At 70.6% G+C, this 3,270-nt stretch carries 4 protein-coding genes and 1 pseudogene; 4 read left to right on the top strand and 1 reads right to left on the bottom strand.

The annotated features are described in order from the left end of the window. A pseudogene (locus ACFWF3_RS29635) lies at positions 1-359 on the top strand (NUDIX hydrolase); the annotation flags it as partial. 68 nt (positions 360-427) lie between these two features. Here the strand turns inward: ACFWF3_RS29635 and thiE are convergent. After that, on the bottom strand, positions 428-1,126 hold the full coding sequence (thiE, locus tag ACFWF3_RS29630) for a thiamine phosphate synthase (RefSeq protein WP_379316904.1): 699 nt from the start codon (positions 1,124-1,126) through the stop codon (positions 428-430). A gap of 78 nt (positions 1,127-1,204) precedes the next feature. Between thiE and thiO the strand changes: the two genes are divergently transcribed. From thiO to ACFWF3_RS29615, 3 genes are read left to right on the top strand one after another with little or no spacing between them, the layout of a single operon-like run. Continuing rightward, complete coding sequence (thiO, locus tag ACFWF3_RS29625; protein WP_379316902.1) at positions 1,205-2,296, top strand: glycine oxidase ThiO; 1,092 nt, start codon at positions 1,205-1,207, stop codon at positions 2,294-2,296. Next, positions 2,293-2,508 (top strand): sulfur carrier protein ThiS, encoded by a 216-nt coding sequence (gene thiS, locus ACFWF3_RS29620; RefSeq protein WP_358104244.1) that lies wholly within the window; start codon positions 2,293-2,295, stop codon positions 2,506-2,508. The genes thiO and thiS overlap by 4 nt, the downstream gene beginning before the upstream one ends. Then, positions 2,501-3,259, top strand: a complete 759-nt coding sequence (locus tag ACFWF3_RS29615) for a thiazole synthase (RefSeq protein WP_378996078.1) — start codon at positions 2,501-2,503, stop codon at positions 3,257-3,259. The genes thiS and ACFWF3_RS29615 overlap by 8 nt, the downstream gene beginning before the upstream one ends. The last annotated feature ends 11 nt before the right edge of the window (positions 3,260-3,270 follow it).

Below are 3,270 nucleotides of genomic sequence, written 5' to 3'. Positions count from 1 at the left end.
CCATGACCGCCCCCAGCGGCTGGACCTACATCACCGTCGTCGCCGACGCCGACAAGCCGCTGCCCACGGTCGCCAACAAGGAGAGCGCCGAACTGGCCTGGGTCCCTGAGGACGAGGTCGCCGATCTGCCGTTGCATCCCGGCTTCGCCGTCGCCTGGATCGAACTGCGCGCGGTGCCGTTGCGCGTGCGCCTGGACGCCGACGCCGAGCTCGCGGAAGCGCTACCCCGCACAGTCGAACTGCCCGACCAGGGCTTCTTCTGGCTGCACGCGCGGGCCGACGGCCCCGGCGTCGAAGTCGTTCTCGACGGTGAGCCCACCGAAGGCCCGGTCCTCACCCGGGCAGACGTTCTCGCCTGAGTCCGGACCACCGCCTCCTCGACCCGACTGCGCACATCGGCACACGGCAGCCGCGCCGGTCGTGGGGCTCAGTCAGCGGCGAGGAGCGCTTGCTTCAGTTCGCGAGCCGCGGCTTCCGGATCGGCGGCTTCGGTGATCGCGCGGACGACGACCACGCGGCGGGCACCGGCGGCCAGCACCTCGGGGAGTCGTTGCACGTCGACGCCGCCGATGGCGAACCAGGGGAGGGTGGGATGGGACTCGGCGGTCGAGCGGACGAAGTCGACGCCCGCGGCCTGGCGGCCGGGCTTGGTCGGCGTGGTCCAGATCGGGCCGGTGCAGAAGTAGTCGAGGTGGCCGTCGATCGCGGCCAGACTCGCCTGGTTGCGGTTGTGGGTGGAGCGGCCGATCACCACATCGGGGCCGAGGACGCGTCGCGCGTAGGACGGCGGCAGGTCTCCTTGGCCGAGGTGCAGCACATCGGCGCCCGCGGCGAGTGCGATATCGGCGCGATCGTTCACCGCGAGCAAGGCGCCGTGGCGCCGGGTCGCGGCCTTGATCTCGGCGAGCGCACCGAGCTCGGCCTTCGCCTCGAGCGGCCCGAATTCGGCCTCGCCCGGTGATCCCTTGTCCCTGAGCTGCACGATGTCGACTCCGCCTGCCAGCGCCGCGTCGACGAAGCGGGACAGATCACCTTTTTCCCGCCGCGCATCGGTGCACAGATACAGCAGTGCACTCGACAGGCGCTCCCTTGGCGGGACGGAACGGTTCGGATGGGAGGGCTGCACGTTCTCGACGGTAGTCGCGCTACCGTTGGAGTGCGAACGCCGTGGCGGGCGGTAGGCGAAAAAGACAGGTGGAACGGGATGCGAACTCTGGCGGTCGTTGGCGGCGGCGCCGTCGGACTTGCTGTCGCATGGCGGGCCGCCGAGGCGGGCTGGACGGTCACCGTCTACGACCCCGAACCCGCGCGCGGCGCCTCCTTCGTGGCCGGTGGAATGCTGGCGCCGCTGTCGGAAGGCTGGCCGGGGGAGGACCGGGTGCTCGCCTTCGGCGCGGCCGCGCTGGCGCAGTGGCCCGCTTTCGCCGAACGGCTCCGAGCGGTCTCGGGTGAATCGATGTTCGTGGCCGAGGAGACGCTCACCGTCGCCCTCGACAGCGCCGATGTCACGGACCTTCGCACCGTCTCGGACTGGCTGGCCGGCTTCGGTCACGATCTGCGGGTGCTCGATCGTGCGGGAGTCCGCGCGCTGGAACCCGCGCTCGCGCGCACCGTCCGCGCCGGCCTGCACGCGAAAACCGAACCCGCCGTCGACAATCGGCGCGTACTGCGTGCGCTCCGATCCGCCTGCGCCGGAGCCGGTGTCGAGATCCGTGCCGAAGCCGTTGCCGCGCTGGATGAGCTACCGCACGACCGGATAGTCCTCGCGGCGGGCGCCCGCTCCGCCGAGCTCTGGCCCGGCCTGCCGGTGCGCCCGGTGAAGGGTGAAATCCTCCGGTTGCGTCGCAGGCCCGGCGTCAGCCCGCCACCGACCAGGGTGATCCGCGCCCGGGTCCACGGCAGGCAGGTCTACCTGGTTCCCCGCGAAGACGGAATCGTTGTCGGTGCAACACAATACGAGGCGGGCTTCGACACCACCGTCACCGTCGGCGGTGTCCGTGACCTGATCGCCGACGCCGAAACCATCCTGCCCGGCATCGCCGAATACGAACTGGCCGAAGCGAACGCGGGCTCGCGGCCGGGAACTCCCGACAACCTGCCGCTGCTCGGCCACCTCGACGACCGGGTCGTCGCTGCCACCGGTCACGGCCGTAACGGCATGCTCACCCTCGCGCTCACCGCGGCGGTCGTGCCCGCGCTGCTCGACGGCGAGACCCCCGTGGTCGTCGAAGCCGCAGCACCTCAACGTTTTCCGGCATCGCAGATGCCATCTCTGTTGCAAGGAGGAGTTCGATGACCTCGACCATTCCGATCGGCGTCACCGTCAACGGTGTCGACCACGAGTTCCCCGAGCCGCTCAGCGTCCGTGAACTGCTGGCCAAGCTCGAATTGCCCTGCCAGGGTGTGGCATTGGCGGTCGACGGCGCGGTCTTCTCGAAGTCGCGCTGGGACGAGCCGGTCGGGCGCGGCTGGACCATCGAGGTGCTCACGGCGGTGCAGGGTGGCTGAGTCGCCGTTGCGGATCGCCGACAAGGAGTTCGGCTCCCGCCTGATCATGGGCACCGGGGGCGCCGAAAACCTCGCCGTCCTCGAACAGGCGCTGATCGCCTCGGGCACCGAGCTCACCACCGTCGCCATGCGCCGGGTCGACGCCGCGGGCGGCACCGGCGTGCTCGACCTGCTCAAGCGCCTCGACATCACCCTGCTGCCCAACACCGCGGGCTGTCGCACCGCCGCCGAAGCCGTACTCACCGCCCAGCTGGCCCGTGAGGCGCTCGACACCAACTGGGTCAAGCTCGAGGTGGTCGCCGACGACCGCACCCTGCTGCCGGACCCGTTCGAGCTCCTCGACGCCGCCGAGAAGCTCGTCGACGACGGTTTCGTCGTCCTGCCGTACACCAACGACGACCCGATCCTCGCCCGCCGCCTCGAAGAAGCGGGCTGTGCCGCGGTGATGCCGCTCGGCTCCCCGATCGGCACGGGCTTGGGCATCGGCAACCCCCACAACATCGAGATGATCGTCGCCGCCGCCGGGGTCCCCGTGATCCTCGACGCGGGCATCGGCACCGCCAGCGACGCCGCTCTCGCCATGGAACTCGGCTGCTCGGCAGTCCTGCTCGCTACCGCCGTGACCAGGGCGAAAGAGCCCGAACTCATGGCGTCGGCCATGTCGGCCGCCGTGCGTGCGGGCTATCTGGCCAGGCAGGCGGGCCGTATCCCCCAGCGTTTCTGGGCTCAGGCTTCTTCCCCAGCCGTCTAAGGGTCGAAGGT

The sequence above is a fragment of the Nocardia sp. NPDC060220 genome (assembly GCF_042727815.1).
In the GTDB taxonomy this organism is placed as follows: domain Bacteria; phylum Actinomycetota; class Actinomycetes; order Mycobacteriales; family Mycobacteriaceae; genus Nocardia.
Note: the sequence above shows the minus strand (reverse complement) of the source record. Positions and strands in the feature narration are given on the sequence as shown.